Annotated in this window: 2 protein-coding genes; both read left to right on the top strand. The window is 68.2% G+C overall.

Annotation, left to right across the window (positions count from 1 at the left end; translation table 11 throughout):
- A partial coding sequence (locus LZ604_RS35455) for an RNA-guided endonuclease InsQ/TnpB family protein (protein ID WP_234520349.1) occupies positions 1-507 on the top strand: 507 nt, incomplete at its 5' end.
- A 478-nt stretch (positions 508-985) separates the two neighbouring features.
- Positions 986-1,341 (top strand): transposase (locus tag LZ604_RS35445; protein ID WP_234520347.1); only part of this gene is annotated, 356 nt, incomplete at its 3' end.

The raw sequence follows: 1,341 nt of genomic DNA, 5'->3' as shown, positions 1-1,341 counted from the left end.
GACAAGCGCACCGCCAACCACCGCCGAGCCGTCCAGCGCGTTGCCGACCTGCACCGCAAGGTCCGACGCCAGCGCCTGGACCACGCCCACAAGACCGCCTTGGATCTGGTTCGCGACCACGACTTCATCGCGCACGAAGACCTTAAGATCCGCAACATGGTCAAGGCCCCCGTGCCGAAGCCCGACCCTGACCAGCCGGGCAGTTTCCTGCCCAACAGGGCCAGCGCGAAAGCCGGACTCAACCACTCGATCTCTGATGCCGGATGGGGGGTGTTCCTGACGATCCTGCACGCCAAGGCTGAAAGCGCCGGACGGAAAGTGATCGCTGTGGACCCCCGCAACACCTCCCGGACCTGCCCTGAATGCGGGCATGTCTCAGCGGAGAACCGGCCCGCCCAGGAGAAGTTCCACTGCGTTTCGTGCGGCCACCAGGCGCACGCGGACACGGTGGGCGCCCTGAACGTTCTACGGGCCGGGCTGGTCCATCGCGACGCCGCACCGGCATAACGAGAAGCCCCCTCCTTCACGAGGGGGAGGAGTCACACCGGTCGCCACAGCGCGGAAGCACTCGAGCGCGTGCTGGTCCGGATGCGCGGGAATCGTATGCCGGATCTGTCGGCGCCGCGAGGGGAGGCGGTTCCGGCACGAACTGCATGCCCTGTCACCGCACATGCGGTCTGGGCACGTCCCCGGGTTCCCTCCGGCCGAGCGAAGGACGCGGGCACCCGGGCGTGACGCGGGCCGCAGCCGCCGTCGCTCGCCGGATCGATCCTCGGCGTGAGCCCGCCGCGTGAAAACAAGGCGGCCCCGCTCCCCGGATGCGAGCGGATGGCGTCCCGTGAAGTGGTGTAGCCGGGCAATGTCCCGGAACGCGCGGGTGTCTGCTCGGGGCGTGCATCCGCTGGCGGTGCATGCTCCCTGAACAAGGGCAGGCCATCGCGCAAGTCTCTCTGGCGAACGGGCAGTTCGACCGGAGGAGCACGCGATGGCCTTGTCCCAGTCTGAACTGATGCGGCTGCTTGAGTCACTACGTCGGGCCGACGGAGTTGAAGCAATCAGGGTGGCGTGCGAGCGCATCCTGCAGGAGCTGATCGAAGCCGAGGCCACCGAGGTGATCGGTGCCGCGCCGCGCGAGCACTCCGAGACGCGCACGACCTGGCGCAATGGACACCGGGACAGGGTGCTGACCACGCAGGCCGGCGACCTGGACCTGAAGATCCCGAAGGTGCGGAGCGGGTCATTTTTCCCGTCGCTGCTGGAACGGCGGCGGCGGATCGACCGGGCGTTGTTCGCCGTGGTGATGGAGGCATACGTGCACGGTGTCTCGACCCGCTCGGTCGA

Source organism: Streptomyces glomeratus (assembly GCF_021462825.1).
GTDB lineage: Bacteria > Actinomycetota > Actinomycetes > Streptomycetales > Streptomycetaceae > Streptomyces > Streptomyces glomeratus.
The sequence above is the reverse complement of the archived record's forward strand: the minus strand, read 5'-3'. Positions and strand labels throughout refer to the sequence as shown.